The organism is Nocardioides sp. 503 (assembly GCF_004522095.1).
Taxonomy (GTDB): Bacteria; Actinomycetota; Actinomycetes; order Propionibacteriales; family Nocardioidaceae; genus Nocardioides.
Genome location: NZ_SPUI01000010.1, coordinates 39,894 through 58,275, shown reverse-complemented (window position 1 = coordinate 58,275; position 18,382 = coordinate 39,894). Strand labels below are relative to the sequence as shown.

The window sequence follows — 18,382 nt, the reverse complement described above, 5'->3', positions numbered from 1 at the left end:
AGATCATCATGCTCAGCCACATCACCGAGGTCGTGCCCCTCCGGGTGCCGGTGCCGCTCGCCGCGACGCAGGGCACCCTCGCCCTGGACCTGCTGCCCCGCCGGGAGCCACCCGTGGCGCCCGTAGTGCCGATCGCCCTGGGCCGGCGCCGCGGGGCCGAGGAGTGGGCGCGCCGGTTCGCCCAGGCGATCGTGGAGATCGTCGGCGGCGACCGGCCCTCCACCCAGGTGCTGCGCTGGACCACCCGCGACGTCTTCGCCGACCTGGACCGCCGTGCGGTCCTCGTGGCCCGCGCCGGCGGCCACGTGCCCGGTCAGGGGCGGGTCCAGCCGGTGCGCCCGCGCGTCATCAGCGTCCACACCTGCTTCCTGCACGACGCGGTCTTCGAGTCCAGCATCCACGTCCGCTACGGCGAGCGCTCGCGCGCCGTAGCCGCGCGCTTCGAGGCCCGCGGACCCCGGTGGGTCTGCACGGCGCTCGACTGGAGCTAGGCGGGTCCCGGTGGGGGTCGGACGGTCCCGGGGGCCGCGGCCCCCGGGGACCGCCTCAGCCGGAGGCGCGGGCGGTGAGGCCGGTGGGGCCGCCCGGGGCGCCGTGGCACTGCTTGAACTTCTTGCCCGAGCCGCAGGGGCACTTGGCGTTGCGGCCCACGCCGGCGTACTCGTCGTCGGCATCGGCGGCGGTGACCCCGGTGACCTCGGCCTCGCCGTCCTCGCTGGGGGCGGAGTAGGCGAGGTTGGCCGGGGCGGACGGACGGTCCAGCCCCTTGGCCCGGATGGCCGGCGCGTGCTGCTGCACCGTGCCCTCGGGCTGGAGGAGCGGCTCGTAGACCTCGTCGTCGCCGTGGTCGTGGTCGTGGTCGTGGTCGTGACCCTCGTGGTCGTCCTCCTCGACCTGGACCTCCAGGTTGAAGAGGAAGCCGACGGCCTCCTCCTTGATCCCGTCCATCATGGCGGCGAACATGTCGAAGCCCTCGCGCTGGTACTCCACGAGCGGGTCGCGCTGGGAGTAGGCACGCAGGTAGATGCCCTCGCGCAGGTAGTCCATCTCGTAGAGGTGCTCGCGCCACTTGCGGTCCAGGACGGACAGGAGCACGCGCCGCTCGAGCTCGCGCATGACCTCCTCGCCCATCTCCTCCTCGCGCGCGTCGTAGGCCGCGTGGGCGTCCTTCTTGAGCAGCTCGATCATCTCGGCGCGGTCGAGGTTGGCACGGCCCCCCGCCTCCTCCTCGAGCTGGTCGAAGTCCAGCCCGACGGGCCAGATCTGACCGAGGTCGGTGCGCAGCTGCTCGAGGTCCCACTCCTCGCCGAACTCGGCGAGCGAGCCGGTGACGTAGCCGGTGACGACGTCGTCGATGAAGGTGCGGATCTGCTCCTCCAGGTCGGCGCCCTCGAGGACCTCGCGGCGCTCGGCGTAGATGACCTGGCGCTGGCGGTCCATGACGTCGTCGTACTTCAGGACGTTCTTGCGGGACTCGAAGTTCTGCGACTCGACCTGGCCCTGCGCGTTGGCGATGGCGCCGGTGACGCGCTTGTTCTCGATGGGGACGTCGTCGGGGATCTTGAGCATCTGCAGGACGCGGTCGACCCACTCGGACTTGAAGAGCCGCATGAGCTCGTCCTCGAGGGAGAGGTAGAAGCGGGACTCCCCCGGGTCGCCCTGACGGCCGGAGCGACCACGCAGCTGGTTGTCGATGCGTCGCGACTCGTGGCGCTCGGTGCCGACGACGTAGAGGCCGCCGAGGTCGCGGACCTCGTCGTGCTCGCGGCCGACCTGCTCCTTGACGCGTGCGAGGGTGGCCGGCCAGGCGGCTTCGTACTCGTCGGCGGTCTCGCCGGCCGGCGTCAGGCCCTGCTCGCGCAGCGCCTGGTCGGCCAGGAACTCCACCGAGCCGCCGAGCATGATGTCGGTGCCTCGACCGGCCATGTTGGTGGCTACCGTGACCGCGCCCTTGTGGCCGGCCATGGCGACGATCTTGGCCTCGTCGGCGTGGACCTTGGCGTTGAGGACGGTGTGCGGGATGCCGCGCTTCTTCAGCAGGTCGGAGAGGTACTCCGACTTCTCGACCGAGACCGTGCCGACCAGGATCGGCTGGCCCTTCTCGTGGCGCTCCGCGATGTCGTCGGCGACCGCGTCGTACTTGGCCTCCTCCGTGCGGTAGACGAGGTCGGCCTGGTCGATGCGGCTCATCGGCTTGTTGGTCGGGATCGGGACGACGCCGAGCTTGTAGATCTTGTCGAACTCCGAGGCCTCGGTCATGGCCGTACCGGTCATGCCGGAGAGCTTCTCGTAGAGGCGGAAGTAGTTCTGCAGGGTGACGGTGGCGAGGGTCTGGTACTCCTCGCGGACGGTCACGCCCTCCTTGGCCTCGATCGCCTGGTGCAGCCCGTCGTTGTAGCGGCGCCCCGACAGCATGCGGCCGGTGTGCTCGTCGACGATGAGCACCTCGCCCTGCATGACGACGTACTCCTTGTCGTTGCGGAAGAGCTCCTTCGCCTTGATCGAGTTGTGCAGGAAGGAGATGAGCGGGGTGTTGGCCGACTCGTAGAGGTTCTCGATGCCGAGGTGGTCCTCGACCTTGGTGATGCCGGGCTCGAGGACCGAGATCGTGCGCTTCTTCTCGTCGACCTCGTAGTCGGTGTCGCGCACCAGGGTCTTGGCGATCTTGGAGAACTCGCCGTACCACTTGACCTCGTCCTGGGTCGGGCCGCTGATGATGAGCGGGGTCCGGGCCTCGTCGATGAGGATGGAGTCGACCTCGTCCACCACGGCGAAGTTGTGGCCGCGCTGCACGCACTCCTCGATCGAGCCCGCCATGTTGTCGCGGAGGTAGTCGAAGCCCAGCTCGTTGTTGGTGCCGTAGGTGATGTCGCAGTTGTAGGCCTCGCGGCGCTCGGCGGGACGCATCTCCGGCAGGATCACGCCGGTGGTCAGGCCGAGGAAGTGGTGGATGCGCCCCATCCACTCCGCGTGGTACTTGGCGAGGTAGTCGTTGACCGTGACGACGTGGACGCCCTTGCCCGAGATCGCGTTGAGGTAGGACGGCAGCGTCGCGACGAGGGTCTTGCCCTCACCGGTCTTCATCTCGGCGATGTTGCCGAGGTGGAGCGCCGCGCCGCCCATGATCTGGACGTCGTAGTGGCGCTGGCCGATGACCCGGTTGGCGGCCTCACGGACGGTCGCGAACGCCTCCGGCATGAGGTCGTCGAGGGTCTCGCCCTTCTCGTAGCGCGCCTTGAACTCCTCGGTCATGCCGCGCAGCTCGTCGTCGCTCATGGCGACGAAGTCGTCCTCGATCGCGTTGACGGCCTTGGAGATGTTCTGGAGCTGCCGGAGGATCTTGCCTTCGCCGATGCGGAGAAGCTTGTCGATGATGACGGGCACGACGGGATGACTCCTTGGGTTGGCAGCATGCGGGCCGTGAGAGCGGCTCTCCCACTCTACCCAGCGGCTGGAAGGTGCCTAAACGAGGCGCGCGGCGAGGTCACCGCGGGGCTCGACCACGACGGTGTCGAGGCCCAGCCACCCTGCCAGGACGCTCAGCTCGGCGGTGAGCTCCTCTGCGGTCTCGGGCGGTGCCGCCGGCTCGGCGTAGGCGCCCTTGACCACCAGCGTGCGCGTCCGGCGGTCGGCCTTGAGGTCGACCCGGGCGACGATGTGCTCGCCGAGCAGGAACGGCAGCACGTAGTAGCCGTGCACGCGCTTGTGCGCGGGGGTGTAGATCTCGATGCGGTAGTGGAAGTCGAAGAGCCGCTCGGCGCGCTCGCGCTCCCACACCACCGGGTCGAACGGGCTGAGCAGCGCGCGGGCGCCGACGCGCCGCGGCACCCGGGCGTCGCAGTGCAGGTAGGCCGGACGCTTCCAGCCCTCGATCGTCACCGGGAGCAGCTCGCCGGACTCCACCAGCGTCGCGACCGCCGGGCGCACCTGGTCGACGTGCATGCGGTAGTAGTCCTGCAGGCAGCGGACCGTCGCCACGCCGTGGGCGCGGGCCGCGCGCCGCACCAGCTCCAGGTGGGCCTCCGCGGGCGTCGGTGTCGGCAGGGCCAGCACCGCGGCGGGGATCACCCGCTCGGGCAGGTCGTAGAGCACCTCGAACTGGCTGGTGCGGCCGGCGATGGCGAGGTCGCCCACCGAGAAGAGGTAGTCGAGCACCTGCCGGGTCCGCGACCAGTTCCAGCCCCACTGGTCCTTGGCGCGGGGCAGCCCGTCGTCGAGGTCACGAGCGGTGGCCGCGCCCACCTCCCGGATCTCCGCCAGCAGGGAGGCCTCCAGCGCGGGGTCGTCGTCGAGGACCGCCCACTTGCCGCGCCGAGCGCGGTAGTGGTCCATGCGGAACTGCAGATGCGGCCACAGCTCGACCGGCATGAACGCCTGGACGTGCGCCCAGTACTCCACGACGCGCCGAGGCCGCTCCTCCGCCGCCCGGCGCAGCAGGTCGACGTCGTAGGGGCCCATGCGGGAGTAGAGCGGCATGTAGTGCGCGCGCTGCAGCACGTTGACCGAGTCGACCTGCAGGACGCCCGTGCGGTCCAGGGTGCGCTGGAAGGTGCGCATCGTCGGCGGGGTGTGGGGCGGGTCGAGGAACCCCTGCGCCGCCAGCGCGATGCGGCGCGCCTGGGACTGCGAGATCGACGTCGGGCGGGCCTTCACGGCTCGCACTCAACCACGCGGGGCCGACGGTCGCGTCCCCGGAGGTTGAGGAAGGCGCGCGTCCGGAGGTTGAGGAAGGCGCGCTAGCGCCTGTCTCGAAACCTCCTGGCAGGACGTTCCCACCGTCGGTGTTCGTCTCACCGGGTTTCGACGCGCTCGCGCGACCTCGCAGGCTCGGTCGCGTCGCTTGCTCAACCTTCGCTGCTGCCGTAGTCCGAGCACGCTCGGACTACGGCAGCTCCAGCAGCTTCTCGCGGACGGCGTACATGACGGCCTCCATGCGGGAGTGCAGCTGCAGCTTCTCGAGGATGTTGCGGATGTGGTTCTTGACGGTGTTCTCGGAGATGTAGAGGAACTTGGCGATGTCGCGGTTGTTGAGGCCCTTGGCGACCTGGCTGAGGACCTCGAGCTCGCGCTCGGTCAGGCGCAGGCCGGGCACGTTGTCGCGTGCGGGGCGCGTCATCTGCTTGAACTCGTCGATGAGCTTCACGGCCATCGAGGGGCTGATCAGCGACTGGCCGTCCGCGACCACGCGCACGGCCTGGGCGACCTCGTCGATGGAGGAGTCCTTGAGGAGGTAGCCCGACGCGCCGCTCTTGACCGCCTCGTAGAGGTCGGCCTCCTCGTCGGAGACCGTCAGCATGATGATCTTGGCCGACGGGACGGTCTCCTTGATGGCCACGCAGGCCTCGATCCCGGACCGCTTCGGCATCCGGATGTCCAGCAGGACCACGTCGGGAGCGGCCGTCTCGGCGAGCGCCGTGCCCTCGACGCCGTCCCCGGCCTCGCCCACGACCTCGATGCCGGACTCGACGCCCAGCAGCATCGTCAGGCCGCGCCGGAAGAGCTCCTGGTCGTCGACCACGAGCACACGGATGGGTTCGTCCCTCTCAGCCACCCGCGCATCATGACACGTTCGGGGGGTGCAGGTGGCCCGTCGCTGGCCACGACGGACCACCTGGCATGACCCGAACGGGTCACTCGGCGGCGGCGAGGTCCAGCGAGATGACGCCGTAGTCGTAGCCGCGGCGGCGGTAGACGACCGCGGGCCGCTCGCTCTCCTTGTCGACGTAGAGGTAGAAGTCGTGACCGACCAGCTCCATCTCGTAGAGCGCCTGGTCGAGCGTCATGGGGGCGGCGGGGTGCGTCTTCTCGCGGACCACGAGCGGTCCGTCACCGGTCACGGTGATGGGTCCCACCTGGCGCTGCGTCACGCCGTCGTCGACGGGCTGCTCGTCCTCGAGGACCTCCAGGCCGGCGAGCGCCTGGCCCACGGAGACGGGGGCGTGGCGACCGCGGTGCACCCGGCGCCGGTCGGCGGCGCGGCGCATCTGCGCGGCCATCTTGTCGAGCGCGAGGTCCAGGGCTCCCATCTTGTCGTCGGCGGCGGCCTCGGCGCGGATCACCGGCCCCTTGGAGAACGCCGTGAGCTCGACGTGGACGGCGCGGTCGTGCTGACGAGGGTTGGGCTCGCAGTCGACCTCGACGTGCACCCGGATGATCCGGTGGTCGTGCTTCTCCAGCTTGCTCAGCTTCTCCTCGGCGTGCGCGCGGAATCCATCCGACAGCTCACAGTTGCGACCGGTGAAGACAGCTTCCATGGTGAACCTCCCGTTGAAACAGTTGGTTGTCGACTCACGAGCATGAAGTCCGTCCGGCCGACCTGGTCTTCGACCCCACAACCGCCTGCTGAGGCTCTCGCAGCTTGGATGCCACTACTGACCTTCTCCCACCGGCACGCGTATCTGACGCGTGGGGCGAGGCAGGACTTACCTCTAAGCCGCACCGTGATCGGCGTGGACCGAGCGAGCTCGGGACGCGCCTTACGTGGACCGTTTCGCCTGCGACTGGCATCGGCTAGCCGTCCCGGCACTGCCAGAACGGCGCAACCACGGACCCGGACGGACTCCATGACAAGACGTTAGTCCGTGGCGGGGTGGGGCGAAAGGCAGGGGTCTGAAGTTTCGCTGTGCATCCCCGCGGCCGGCCCGCTGCGGCGGCGCGTGGCGGCGACCGTGGCGACGGCGGCCACGACGAGTCCCACGGACTCCAGCGCGCGCTGGGCCTCGCGGGCGGTCGAGCCGGTCGTCAGCACGTCGTCGCAGACCACGAAGCGGGCGCGCGGGAGCCGTCGTCCCATCCCGCGCAGGACCCCGGCGCGGCAGGCCATCGACCCGGCCAGGTTGGCCGCCCGGGCCGCCGCGCCCAGGCCCGACTGGTCCAGGACGCCGGGGCGCGAGCGCAGCAGCCGGTACGCCGCCACGTCGGCCCCCTGCGCGCGCAGCGTGGCCGCGGCCAGCCGGGTGACGGTCGCGGTCGGGTCGTGCCCGCGCGCCCGCACCGAGGCGGACCGCGAGGGCACCGGCACCAGCACCACGGGGCCGGTGAGACCGGCGGTCGCCGCGGCGACGGACTGCGCCAGCAGGCGCGCGAGCGGGCGCGCCAGCGGCAGGACGCGTCGCTCCTTCAGGGCCAGGACGAGCGCCCGCGGCACTCCGTCGTAGGACGCCGCCGCCCAGGGGGTCACCAGCCCGGCGGGCACCGGCGTGGGCCAGGCGGGGGCCGCCCGGACGGGCAGCGCCTCCTCGCACCCCGGGCACAGCGGCCGCCCGGGAGCCGCGCACCCCACGCACCGACCGCCGAGGAGCAGGTCGCTGAACGCGTCGCGGTAGCGCACCCCGCGATCGCACCAGCCGCGGCCGGCGTGGGCAAGCGGGTCGGGCGCGCCTGTGGATCAGGGCCTGTGGATCAGGGCCTCGGATCCGGGCCTGCGGATCAGCCGACGTAGCCCAGCGACGTGACGCCCTCGCTGAGGCCGATCACCCGGCTGGTGGTGAGGTCGACCAGGCCGGCGCGCGTGACGGCGTACTGGTGCGCCTCGGGGACCGGCGACCCGGCGAGGCCGACGACCTGCTCGTTGACGGTGGTCGACAGCGCCTCCACGCCGGCCGGCGAGCCGTCGACCGCCACGGTGCGGACCTCGAAGAGCTCGCCGGGGACGACCTGGCTCAGCAGGGCGATCGACGTGGCCGAGGTCCACGCGATGTCGGTGACGCGCAGCGGCTCGGTGTCCTCGAAGGCGATCGCGCGCACGGCGGCGGCCCGCTGGACCCGGCCCTGGTAGTCGACCTGCACCCGCCCGAGCAGCAGGCGGTCGACGCCGTCGTCGCGCACGACGGCGGCGAACCGCGTGGCGTCGCGCGAGATCAGGAAGGAGCGGACGTTCGCGCCCGTCACCCCCGGCACCTGCACGGGCCTCAGCCGGCCGTTCTCGCGGACGATCACCCGGGCGCCCGTGCGGGTGCGGTCTACGAGCCAGAGCCGGTCGGCGAAGTCCCACGAGGGGGTCATCAGGTCGGTGGCGCGGGAGACGACCTGCTCCACGCGCTGGTCGTCCTCCTCCCCCGCCTCGCTCCGCACCGGCCCCACCAGCACCGAGGTGCCGTCGGCGGTCACCCCCGCGGCCGAGGTGGCGCGCAGGTTGACCGCCATCGACCGCAGCCCGTAGTCGGTGGCTCCGAACGGGCCCTCGGCCGGGCCCAGGGTGTCGGCCTCGCCGGAGACCAGCAGGCCGCCGCTGAGCCCGTAGAGCAGGAGGCTCGCCTGGTAGCCGGTCGGGTCGTACTCCGGCGCGTCGTCGACGGGGTAGACGCTCACACCGCCGGGCAGGCGCACCTCCTCGTCGCCGATCCGCAGCCGCACCGCGTCGATCGACGGCTCCTGCCGCAGCGTCCACACGAGCTGGGCCAGCATCTTCTCCACGACCTCGTCGTTCTGCTGCCCGGCGTCGCCGACGAGGTTGATGTCCGCCACGCCCTCCGCGACCGGCACCGACAGCCCCACCGACAGCCCCGCCGGCAGGAAGCTGCGCGCGACCCCGGTGAGCTTCTCCCCGGGCCCGGCGAGGAGCCCGTCGATCAAGGTGGTGGCCAGCTGCCGGCCACGGGGCACGAACACCGGCTCGGGCACGAGGATCTGGGAGGTGCGGTCGAAGAAGTAGAGCGACACTTGCCGGAAGCGCTGGGAGAACCACTGGGCGGGCACGATCAGGGCGTCGGGAGCCTCCGCGATGCGGTACTCGCCGTCCTCCACGACCATCCGGAAGGTCAGCGTGTGCCGGTCGGCGGGCAGCGGCCCCTGCCAGCCACCGCGCGCGTCCAGCGACTCGGGGTCGCTGAGGAGGACCGAGATGTCCCCGGTCTGCGGGTCGACGGTCGGGTCGTCGGCGGAGGCGTAGGTGATGGTGGCGTCGTCGGGGTTCCACCCGGCCTGCGCCTGCTGGGCGAGGAACTGCGTCGCCACGTCGGTCTGCACCGGGTAGGCGGTCATGGCGTCGAGGAAGCCCTTGACGATCGCGGGCGCGGTCTCGCCCTCCTGCGGGGGTACGGCGTCGATGGCGGCGGCCTGCTGCTCCTCGACCTCGGCGGAGGGCTCGGTCTCCACGACCGGGCCGCTCTCCGGCAGCTCGACGCAGCCGGTGAGGCCCGCGAGCATCAGCAGCGAGCAGGCCGTGACCAGCGCCCGCCTCGTGCGGCTCATCGCGCCACCTCCGGGACCGGGTCGTCGGCGTCGGCCGGGACGAGCGGCAGGGGGCTGTGGCGCAGCGGCTCGCCCGCGCGTCGGGGCAGGGTGAGCCGGAACTGGGCGCCCTGCCCGGGCCGGCCCCAGGCCTGGAGCCAGCCGCCGTGCAGGTGGGTGTCCTCGAGGGCGATGGCCAGCCCGAGCCCGGTGCCGCCGCTGGTCCGGGCCCGGGCGGGGTCGGCGCGCCAGAAGCGGTTGAAGACCATCGCCGACTCCCCCGGCGCCAGGCCCACGCCGTAGTCGCGCACCGCCACGGCCGCCACCTGGTCGTCGCTGGCGAGCAGCACCTTGATCTCGCGCCGGGCGTCGGCGTGGTCGATCGCGTTGGTGATCAGGTTGCGCATGATGCGCTCCACCCGGCGTACGTCGGCCTCGGCCAGGCAGGGTCGCGCGGGTGACTCGATGACCACGCGCACCCCCCGTTGCTCGGCCAGGGCTCGGGTGGAGTCGACGACGCGGTGCACGACGTCCAGCAGGTTGACGTCCTCGGCCTCGAGCAGCGCGGCCCCGGCGTCGAACCGGCTGATCTCCAGCAGGTCGGCGAGCAGCACCTCGAACCGGTCCAGCTCGATCTGCAGCAGCTCGGCCGCGCGCCGGGTGCCGGGGTCGAAGGACTCCTTGGCGTCGTGGAGGACGTCACCGGCCATGCGGACCGTGGTGAGCGGGGTGCGCAGCTCGTGGGAGACGTCGGAGACGAAGCGCCGCTGCACCCGGCTGAGCTCCTCCAGCTGCCGGATCTGGCGCTGCAGGTTGCTGGCCATCTGGTTGAACGACGTCGCGAGCCGCGCCAGGTCGTCCTCGCCCGAGACCCGCAGCCGCTCCTGCAGCCGGCCGGCCGCCAGCCGCTCGGCCACCTGGCGCGCCATCCGGATGGGGGTCACGACCTGGCGGGCGACCAGCCAGGTGATCCCGGCGACCAGCACGAGCAGCGCGGCCGCGGCCGTCAGCAGCGCGCGCGTGACCAGCGCCAGCGTCTCCTGCTCCTCGTCGAGGGGGAAGAGGAAGTAGAAGGTGTAGGTCCGACCGTCCGAGGGCAGCACGACCTGGCTCCCGACGACGATGCCCGGCTCCTCGTGCAGCTCGCCGGCGGGCGTGCGCGAGGTGATCTGCGTGTAGGTCCACGCCGTGGGCGCGAGGTCCTCGAAGTGACCCTGCAGCGAGGCCGGCACGCTGTCGAGGTCGAGGCCGGTGGTGTACTCCGGGCCGCCGTCGGAGAGCCGGGCCCCCTCGCCGGCGGGGACGCCCAGCACGACGCTGAAGCCCCGGGTCTCCCCGCGGGCGATGATCAGGTCGGCCAGCTCGCGCTGCTGCCGGCTCGCGTTGACCTCGGTGCCGGAGGCCGCCTCCAGGCGGGTGCTCGCCTCGTCGATGCTGGCGTCGGACTCGGCGAGGACCTGGTCGACCCGGTGCTCGAGGAGCCCGTCCTTGGTGGAGCTGAGGAGGAACCAGCCCACCCCGCAGATCACGATGGCCGACAGCACCAGGGTGCTGGCCACGACCCGGGCCTGGATCGAGCGGCGCCAGAACGTCAGTGCCCGTCGTACGCCGGGCGGGACGCCGAGGCGCCGACCACGCGTCATGTCGCTACGCGTTCCCGGCCTTGTAGCCGACGCCCCGCACCGTGACGACGATCTCGGGGTGCTCGGGGTCGTGCTCGACCTTGGAGCGCAGCCGCTGCACGTGGACGTTGACCAGGCGGGTGTCGGCGGCGTGGCGGTAGCCCCAGACCTGCTCCAGCAGCACCTCGCGGGTGAACACCTGCCAGGGCTTGCGCGCCAGGCAGAGCAGCAGGTCGAACTCCAGCGGGGTCAGGCTGATCGGCTCGCCCCGTCGGTGGACCGCGTGCCCCGCGACGTCGATCGTGAGGTCGCCGATCGTCAGCGACTCCACCGACGTGGCCTCGAAGCGGCGCACCCGCGCGCGGATCCGCGCGACCAGCTCCTTGGGCTTGAACGGCTTGACGACGTAGTCGTCGGCCCCGGACTCCAGGCCCACCACGACGTCCACGGTGTCGCCCTTGGCGGTGAGCATGACGATGGGGACGCCGGACTCGGCGCGGATCTCCTTGCAGACGTCGATGCCGTCGCGTCCGGGCAGCATCAGGTCGAGCAGGACGACGTCGGGCTTGTAGTCGCGGAACTCGTCGATGGCGAGGTCGCCGCGGGTGCACATGCGGCTGTCGAAGCCCTCCTGACGGAGCACGATCGTCAGCATCTCCGCCAACGAGGCGTCGTCGTCGACCACCAGCACCCGCCCCTTGGGCGTGAGGCTGCTCGCGGTCCCCACCGTTGTCATAGCCTCCATAGTGCCACCCGGGCGTGTCGCACCAGGATTCGCTGGCGTCGAACGACTCCGCCCCCCGACCCGGTGGGGGTCGAGGGGCGGACGCTGCTCAGGCCGGTCGGAGGCTCAGTAGCGGTACTGGTCGGACTTGTACGGGCCCGCGACGTCGACGCCGAGGTAGGCCGCCTGGTCACCGCTCAGGGTGGTGAGCTTGACGCCGAGCGCGTCGAGGTGGAGGCGGGCGACCTCCTCGTCGAGGTGCTTGGGCAGCACGTAGACGCCGACCGGGTAGTCCTGGGGCTTGGTGAAGATCTCGATCTGCGCCAGGACCTGGTTGGTGAAGGAGTTCGACATCACGAACGACGGGTGGCCGGTCGCGTTGCCGAGGTTCATCAGCCGGCCCTCGGATAGGACGATGATCGCGTTGCCGGCGGGGAAGGTCCACACGTCGACCTGCGGCTTGACGTTCTTGCGGACCGCGACGCCCTCGGCCTCGAGGCCGGCCATGTCGATCTCGTTGTCGAAGTGGCCGATGTTGCCGAGGATCGCGTTGTGACGCATGCGCGACATCTGCTCGACCGTCACGACGTCCTTGTTGCCGGTCGCGGTGATGATGATGTCGGCGACGTCCAGCACGTTGTCGAGGGTGTCGACCTGGTAGCCGTCCATGGCCGCCTGCAGCGCGCAGATCGGGTCGATCTCGGTGACGATGACGCGGGCGCCCTGGCCGCGCAGCGACTCCGCGCAGCCCTTGCCCACGTCGCCGTAGCCGCACACGACCGCGACCTTGCCGCCGATGAGGACGTCGGTGGCGCGGTTGATGCCGTCGATGAGCGAGTGGCGGCAGCCGTACTTGTTGTCGAACTTGGACTTGGTGACCGAGTCGTTGACGTTGATGGCCGGGAAGAGCAGCGAGCCCTCCTTCATCATGTCGTAGAGACGCAGCACCCCGGTGGTGGTCTCCTCGGTGACGCCCTTGATCTCGCCAGCGATCTGGGTCCAGCGGTCCTTGCTCTCCGCGAGCGAGGCGTTGAGGACGTCGAAGACGACCTTCTGCTCGACGCTCTTGGCGGTGGCCGGGTCGGGCGCGATGCCGGTCTTCTCGGCCTCGACACCGAGGTGGACCAGCATCGTGGCGTCGCCGCCGTCGTCGAGGATCATGTTGGCGGCCTTGCCCTCGGGCCACATGAGGATCTGCTGGGTGCACCACCAGTACTCCTCGAGCGACTCGCCCTTCCAGGCGAACACCGGGACGCCGGCGGGGTTGTCGACGGTGCCCTCGGGGCCGACGGCGATGGCCGCAGCGGCGTGGTCCTGGGTCGAGAAGATGTTGCACGAGGCCCAGCGCACCTCGGCGCCGAGCGCGGTCAGCGTCTCGATCAGGACCGCGGTCTGGATCGTCATGTGCAGCGAGCCGGCGATGCGGGCGCCCGCGAGCGGCTTGGAGTCGCCGTAGCGCTCGCGCATCGCCATCAGGCCGGGCATCTCGTGCTCGGCGAGCTGGATCTCCATCCGACCGAAGTCGGCCAGGGAGAGGTCGGCAACCTTGTAGTCCATCAATGCTCCTGAGTCCGGCGGTGGGGCGTGCAACCCAGGCTAGAACGGGTTCCTGCCGATCGCAGAATCCTCGCGACCCCTCAGGAGAGCCGCTGGGGAGGGGGGTGTAGTGGGGTCGCGGCGGGACCGGATCCGGTCAGTGCCCGGCCTTCTCTGAGCCGGCACCGGCGCCGGCGTCCGCCTTGCCGTGACCGAAGGGCAGCACGTGCATCACGGCCACGACGACGGCGCCCACGACGATGCCGGCGACCGCCGAGAGGGCGGTGTTGACCAGCCAGCCGAGGACCGCGCCGAGCGCACCCGTCGCGTGGTGGACGTCCTCCTCCAGGTGGTGCACCCACTCGTACGGCGCGTGCCAGCCGAGGTCGTCGGCCCCGACCAGCAGGATGTGGCCGCCCACCCACAGCATGGCGACGGTGCCGACGACCGAGATCGTCGCGAGCAGGCCCGGCATCGCGCGCACCAGCCCGTGGCCGACCTTCTGCGCGAGCGCGGAGGAGCGCTGGGTCAGCGCCAGCCCGGCGTCGTCCATCTTGACGATCAGCGCGACGACGCCGTAGACGGCGATGGTGATCAGGATCGCGACGACGACCAGGATCACCGCACGCGCCACGAAGGACTCGTCGGCGACCTCGTTGAGCGAGATGACCATGATCTCCGCGGACAGGATCAGGTCGGTGCGGATGGCGCCGGACACCATGGCCTTCTCCGCCTCGGCGTCGAACTCCTGGGCCTGCTGCTGCTCGGCGGGATGGTGCCCGGAGAACCGCTCCCAGACCTTCTCCGCGCCCTCGTAGCAGAGGAACGTCCCGCCCAGCATGAGGATCGGGGTCAGCAGCCCGGGCAGGAACTGGCTGAGCAGCATGGCCACGGGCAGGATGATGAGCAGCTTGTTGCGGATGGAACCGATCGCGATGCGGCGGATCATCGGCAGCTCGCGCTTGGCCGCGACGCCCTGGACGTACTGCGGCGTGACCGCCGTGTCGTCGACCACGACGCCGGCGGCCTTCATGCTCGCGCGGCCGGCGGCGGCCGAGACGTCGTCGACGGAGGCCGCGGCCAGCCTCGCCATGGCGGCCACGTCGTCCAGCAGGGCGAAGAGCCCGCCGCTCACTGGGACCCTCCGCGGGCGGCACCGGTCGTCATGGGCGTCAGCCTACTGAGACGGGGGGCGCGAGGTGGGCGGGGGCAGCGGGCTGCCCTCGGGGCGCTGCTCCGCGAGCTGCTCGACCAGCTGGTCGAGCACGGGCGCGTCGTGGTCCTCGTGCGCCACGACCGTCACCCCGAGGTCGACCGCGTGCCGGGCGTGCCGCTCGGCGTACCCGACGGGGTCGACCAGCACCGTCAGGCGAGTGGCGACGGGCGGCCAGGCCAGCAGCATCGAGACCGCGACCGCCCCGACGGTCGTGGCGAGCAGCCCTGCCACCCAGTGGCTCTCAGCCCAGTCGGGGAGGCCGGCGTAGAGCGCGCTCTTCACGAAGAAGCCGTGCAGCAGGTAGACCACGAGGCTGGCCGCGCCCATGCGCGCGAACCAGCCCGACGCGCGCGGGACGAGCGCCAGGAACGACAGGGCCGCGAGGGTGCCCACGACGAGCAGGCCCCCGCGGATGAGGATCGCCTCCAGGTCGGAGGCGCCGAGCGTGTCGTAGCGGGCGCGGTAGTAGAGCCACTCCGTGGACACCGTGGTGTCGGTGACCCAGGTCAGCGCGACGACGCCCGCGAAGACGCCGACCGCCGCCACCTGCACCGGCGTGCGCCGCAACGACGCGAGCCGCTCCGGGGTCGCCTTGAGGCCGAGCACGAAGAACGGCAGGAGCCCGCAGATGCGGGCGAGGTCGAAGGTGTCCCCCGCCCACAGCCCGGCGCCCAGGCTGAGGGCGACGGCCACCAGCACGCCGCCGGGCAGCGGCCGGAAGATCGGGGTGACCAGCCGCCAGAAGAAGAGAGCCGAGAGGTACCAGAGCGGCCAGTGCGGGTCGAGGAACAGGTCCTCCATGTTCTCCCCGCCCACGTGCACGCGGAAGAGCGCGATCGCGCACTCGAAGATGACGTAGGGCACCGCGACGGTCCGCACGAGCTGCCACAGCCGGGTCGAGGTCCACTCGAAGGAGCGGGAGAGGTAGCCGGTGACGAAGACGAACGCCGGCACGTGCCAGAGGTAGACGAAGTCGTAGAGGTGCTCGACCAGGGGCTCCCCGGGCAGCAGTGTCCAGGAGTGCCCGACGACCACGAGGGTCACCAGGGCCATCTTGGCGTTGTCGAACCAGGCGTCCCGGGTCGCCATCCCGCTGCTCCCTCAGACCTCGACGAGGCCCAGCCGGAGGTACTCGGCGGCGTAGGTCCCGCTCAGCAGCAGCGAGGCGTAGCGGGCGACCTCGCAGCCCGTCTCGGCCGTGAGGTGCTCGACGCGGACGCCGCGCTCGTCGGCCGCGGCGAGCAGCCGGCCGCGGTGCTGGCGCAGGACCGGGTCGTCGGCGCCGTCGTCGAGCACGAGCAGCATGGGCCGCAGCTCCCCGCCGTCGTCGGAGAACGGGTCGTCGAAGACGTCGCGCGGTCGCGTCGCCTCGATGACCGGCAGCATCTGCTCGGCGTCACCGGCCAGCGCCGTGCGGCCGCTGGCGCGACGCACGGACTCGGCCACGCGGCGCGCGGCGCGCGCGGCGAGCACCGAGCCACCCCACACGAGCGGGTTGGCGTCGGCGAGCGCGATCGCCAGCATCTTGGCGGGGTTGACGGCGAGGTCGCGGTGCGGCGAGCAGGCGGTCGCGACGGCGTCGAGGGACTCGGCCACCTCCTCGGGCGGGGCGCTGGGCCCGAGCCCGATCTGGTGGAGGTAGTTGAGCATCACGACGGCGGTCGCGAGCTGGTCGCCCGTGGTCGTCGGCAGGACGGTGGTCCAGCGGCCGGCGGCGTGCTCGGCGACGATCGACGCGGGCGGGCAGGCGACGACGACCTGGCAGCCGCGGCGCACGGCCTCGGCCACCGCCGAGGCGGTTCCGGCGTCTCCGCCGTCGGGGGCGAGCACCACCACGAGGTCCAGGCTGCCGGCCCACCCCGGGAGGGCCTGCCCCGGCCACGCCACGAACGGCACCGGGCACCAGGGCTCGAGCACCGCGCGCAGGAGCCGGGAGTCCGGGCCGGCGGCGATGACGGCGCGCGGTCGCGCCTGGTCCTCGCTGCGGGCCACCACCTGGGCGATCGGCTCCGCGGCGTCACCGGCCTCACGGCGTACGCGCGCGCCGGACTCCGCGAGCGTGCGCAGGCGCAGGTCGATGCCCGTCAGGGCACGCTCGTCGTCGAGCCGGGACTCGTCGAACCAGGACATGTCAGGCGGGCTTGCGGGCTTCGTCGACGAGCATCACGGGGATGCCGTCGCGGATCGGGTAGGCCAGCCCGCAGCCTTCGCACACCAGCTCCGGGGCGGCCGGGTCGTCCTCGACCAGCGCCAGGTCGCTGTGGCACGCCGGGCAGACGATGATCTCCAACAGGGTGGGGTCCAGCTCGATGCTCATCGCTCTCTCCTGATCTCGGCGAGGACCTCGTCGCGCACACGCTCCATGGTCGGCTCGTCCTTTCCTTCGGCGTTGAGCCGCAGCAGCGGCTCGGTGTTGGACGGACGCACGTTGAACGTCCAGTCGTCGTGGCTCACGGTCAGGCCGTCGAGGTGGTCGGTGACCACGCCGTCCTGACCGCCGTAGGCCGCCTCGAGCTCGGCCACCACCGCGGCCGCGTCGTCGACGACGCTGTTGATCTCGCCGCTGACGGGGTAGCGCTCGTACTCCGCCATCAGCTCCGAGAGGCTGACGTCGGTCTCGGCCAGCGCGGCCAGCGCGTGGAGGGCGGCCAGCATCCCGGAGTCGGCGCGCCAGAAGTCGCGGAAGTAGAAGTGGCCGCTGTGCTCGCCGCCGAAGACCGCGTCGGTCTCGGCCATCGTGGCCTTGATGAACGAGTGGCCCACGCGGGTGCGCACGGGGTGGCCGCCGAGCTCGCGGACGATCTCGGGCACGGCGCGGCTGGTGATCAGGTTGTGGATGATCGTGGCGCCGGGGTGCTTGGCGAGCTCGCGCGCGGCGATCAGGGCGGTCAGGGTCGACGGGGAGACGCCCCTCCCCCGCTCGTCGACCAGGAAGCAGCGGTCGGCGTCGCCGTCGAAGGCCAGCCCGATGTCGGCGCCGGTCTCGAGCACCTTCGCCTTGAGGTCGGCGAGGTTGGTCTCCTCGATGGGGTTGGCCTCGTGGTTCGGGAAGGAGCCGTCGAGCTCGAAGTACAGCGGCACCAGCTCGACCTGCTCGGCCCCGACGAGGTCGAAGACGGCGGGGGCGGTGTGGCCGGCCATCCCGTTGCCGGCGTCGGCGACGACCGTGAGCCGGCGGCCGGCGACGGGCGCCAGGGTGAGCAGGTGGGCGGCGTACGCCTCCAGCACGTCGGTCTCGTAGACCCGGCCGGTGCGCCCGGCCGGGGCGGTGTCTCCCGAGGCGACCAGGTCGCGGATCTCGGCGAGGCCCGTCTCGAGCCCGATGGGTGTAGCGCGGCTGCGGCACATCTTGATGCCGTTGTACTGGGCCGGGTTGTGGCTCGCGGTGAACATCGCGCCCGGCATGTCGAGGTGGCCTGAGGCGAAGTAGAGCTGGTCGGTCGAGGCGAGGCCGATCATGACCACGTCGGCGCCGGCGGCGCTCGCCCCCGCGGCGAAGGCGGCGGCCATCCCCGGCGAGCTCGGCCGCATGTCGTGGCCGACGACGACCTCGCGCGCACCCACGACCTGCACGTAGGCGCGACCGGTGGCGTGGGCCAGGGCCTCGTCGATCTGGTCGGGCACCGTCCCGCGCACGTCGTAGGCCTTGAAGATGGCCCGGACGTTGGCCGGGTCGAGCGTGCTCGACGGGTCGTCTGCCATGCAGAAGACCCTAGTGGTGCGCGGGTCGGGACCCTCAGTCGGTGCTGAGGACGCGGAGGTGCCCGCGGCGGGTGGTCTCGTGACCGGTCTCGTCGCCGGGGGCGGTCCGCGCGACGGGGACGGGGCGAGCGGCCTCGCGCACGGCGTCGGCCAGGGCCAGCAGGTCGTCGCCGGAGGGACCCTCGTCGCGCGGGTCACCGGCGAGCCGGATGACCTCCCAGCCGCGGGGCGCCGAGAGGCGCTCGCTGTGGTCGGCGCACAGGTCGTAGGCGTGGGGCTCCGCGAAGGTCGCGAGCGGGCCGAGGACGGCGGTGGAGTCGGCGTAGACGTAGGTCAGCGTGTTGACGGCGGGGCGTCCGCAGGGGGTGCGCGAACAACGACGCTTCAAGGTCACGACGCAGACGCTACCCG

At 71.7% G+C, this 18,382-nt stretch carries 16 protein-coding genes; 1 reads left to right on the top strand and 15 read right to left on the bottom strand.

Annotated elements, in window-relative coordinates; all coding sequences use genetic code 11:
• Nucleotides 1–8: 8 nt before the first annotated feature.
• Nucleotides 9–491 carry an Rv3235 family protein gene (locus E4622_RS20960; protein ID WP_134742170.1) on the top strand — a complete coding sequence of 161 codons (483 nt, stop codon included), beginning with the start codon at nucleotides 9–11 and terminating at the stop codon, nucleotides 489–491.
• Between the two features lie 55 nt (nucleotides 492–546).
• Here the strand turns inward: E4622_RS20960 and secA are convergent, their stop codons facing one another.
• From secA to E4622_RS20885, 15 genes are all read right to left on the bottom strand, one after another.
• Nucleotides 547–3,384: a preprotein translocase subunit SecA gene (gene secA, locus E4622_RS20955; protein WP_134742169.1), complete on the bottom strand. Its 2,838-nt coding sequence runs from the start codon at nucleotides 3,382–3,384 to the stop codon at nucleotides 547–549.
• 78 nt (nucleotides 3,385–3,462) lie between these two features.
• Complete coding sequence (locus E4622_RS20950; protein WP_245156137.1) at nucleotides 3,463–4,653, bottom strand: crosslink repair DNA glycosylase YcaQ family protein; 1,191 nt, start codon at nucleotides 4,651–4,653, stop codon at nucleotides 3,463–3,465.
• Between the two features lie 229 nt (nucleotides 4,654–4,882).
• On the bottom strand, nucleotides 4,883–5,551 hold the full coding sequence (locus E4622_RS20945; protein WP_167736181.1) for a response regulator transcription factor: 669 nt from the start codon (nucleotides 5,549–5,551) through the stop codon (nucleotides 4,883–4,885).
• Between the two features lie 79 nt (nucleotides 5,552–5,630).
• The gene (gene raiA, locus E4622_RS20940; protein ID WP_134742168.1) at nucleotides 5,631–6,254 is read right to left on the bottom strand and encodes a ribosome-associated translation inhibitor RaiA; all 624 of its coding nucleotides are present in this window, start codon (nucleotides 6,252–6,254) and stop codon (nucleotides 5,631–5,633) included.
• A 320-nt stretch (nucleotides 6,255–6,574) separates the two neighbouring features.
• Nucleotides 6,575–7,330: a ComF family protein gene (locus tag E4622_RS20935; protein ID WP_209022037.1), complete on the bottom strand. Its 756-nt coding sequence runs from the start codon at nucleotides 7,328–7,330 to the stop codon at nucleotides 6,575–6,577.
• A 98-nt stretch (nucleotides 7,331–7,428) separates the two neighbouring features.
• On the bottom strand, nucleotides 7,429–9,192 hold the full coding sequence (locus E4622_RS20930) for an LpqB family beta-propeller domain-containing protein (RefSeq protein WP_134742167.1): 1,764 nt from the start codon (nucleotides 9,190–9,192) through the stop codon (nucleotides 7,429–7,431).
• Complete coding sequence (gene mtrB, locus E4622_RS20925) at nucleotides 9,189–10,814, bottom strand: MtrAB system histidine kinase MtrB (protein ID WP_134742166.1); 1,626 nt, start codon at nucleotides 10,812–10,814, stop codon at nucleotides 9,189–9,191. Before mtrB ends, E4622_RS20930 begins: the two co-directional genes overlap by 4 nt.
• 4 nt (nucleotides 10,815–10,818) lie before the next feature.
• Entirely contained in the window at nucleotides 10,819–11,529 is a 711-nt protein-coding gene (mtrA, locus tag E4622_RS20920) for an MtrAB system response regulator MtrA (protein WP_134742165.1), read from the bottom strand.
• A 114-nt stretch (nucleotides 11,530–11,643) separates the two neighbouring features.
• Nucleotides 11,644–13,074: an adenosylhomocysteinase gene (ahcY, locus tag E4622_RS20915; RefSeq protein WP_134742164.1), complete on the bottom strand. Its 1,431-nt coding sequence runs from the start codon at nucleotides 13,072–13,074 to the stop codon at nucleotides 11,644–11,646.
• Nucleotides 13,075–13,210: 136 nt separating this feature from the next.
• Nucleotides 13,211–14,188 carry a DUF808 domain-containing protein gene (locus tag E4622_RS20910; protein ID WP_134742163.1) on the bottom strand — a complete coding sequence of 326 codons (978 nt, stop codon included), beginning with the start codon at nucleotides 14,186–14,188 and terminating at the stop codon, nucleotides 13,211–13,213.
• A gap of 42 nt (nucleotides 14,189–14,230) precedes the next feature.
• Nucleotides 14,231–15,358, bottom strand: a complete 1,128-nt coding sequence (locus E4622_RS20905) for an acyltransferase family protein (protein WP_134742162.1) — start codon at nucleotides 15,356–15,358, stop codon at nucleotides 14,231–14,233.
• 12 nt (nucleotides 15,359–15,370) lie between these two features.
• Complete coding sequence (locus E4622_RS20900) at nucleotides 15,371–16,399, bottom strand: SIS domain-containing protein (RefSeq protein WP_134742161.1); 1,029 nt, start codon at nucleotides 16,397–16,399, stop codon at nucleotides 15,371–15,373.
• Nucleotide 16,400: 1 nt separating this feature from the next.
• On the bottom strand, nucleotides 16,401–16,580 hold the full coding sequence (locus E4622_RS20895; RefSeq protein WP_134742250.1) for a Trm112 family protein: 180 nt from the start codon (nucleotides 16,578–16,580) through the stop codon (nucleotides 16,401–16,403).
• A gap of 2 nt (nucleotides 16,581–16,582) precedes the next feature.
• Nucleotides 16,583–17,971 carry a phosphomannomutase/phosphoglucomutase gene (locus E4622_RS20890; RefSeq protein WP_134742160.1) on the bottom strand — a complete coding sequence of 463 codons (1,389 nt, stop codon included), beginning with the start codon at nucleotides 17,969–17,971 and terminating at the stop codon, nucleotides 16,583–16,585.
• 34 nt (nucleotides 17,972–18,005) lie between these two features.
• A complete protein-coding gene (locus E4622_RS20885; RefSeq protein WP_134742159.1) occupies nucleotides 18,006–18,365 on the bottom strand; it encodes a DUF3499 domain-containing protein in 360 nt (119 codons plus the stop codon).
• Nucleotides 18,366–18,382 lie beyond the last annotated feature (17 nt).